Raw genomic sequence first — 247 nt, 5'->3', positions numbered from 1 at the left:
CGCTAATTCTCGATGCGGGCTGCGGGGTCGGGCTATCGACCCGCCGGTTAGCGTTACAGTTCCCCCAGCATAAAGTAGTGGGGGTTGATCGCAGCGAGGATCGGCTGGGGCGGGCGCACGGTGAGTTGCCCGATAACGCGCTGTTGGTACGCGCTGACTTGGTGGATTTTTGGCGGCTAGCGCTGGATGCTGGCTGGGCCCCTGAGCGTCACTACCTTCTCTATCCCAACCCGTACCCTAAAGCGGC

General features: G+C 62.3%; 1 protein-coding gene. It reads left to right on the top strand.

Annotation, left to right across the window (positions count from 1 at the left end):
- Positions 1–5 precede the first annotated feature (5 nt).
- Positions 6–247 (top strand): methyltransferase domain-containing protein (locus tag R0J92_RS25380; RefSeq protein WP_411053723.1); only part of this gene is annotated, 242 nt, incomplete at its 3' end.

The sequence above is a fragment of the Tritonibacter sp. SIMBA_163 genome (genome assembly GCF_046535935.1).
Classification (GTDB): Bacteria; Pseudomonadota; Alphaproteobacteria; order Rhodobacterales; family Rhodobacteraceae; genus Epibacterium; species Epibacterium scottomollicae.
The sequence above is the reverse complement of the archived record's forward strand: the minus strand, read 5'-3'. Positions and strand labels throughout refer to the sequence as shown.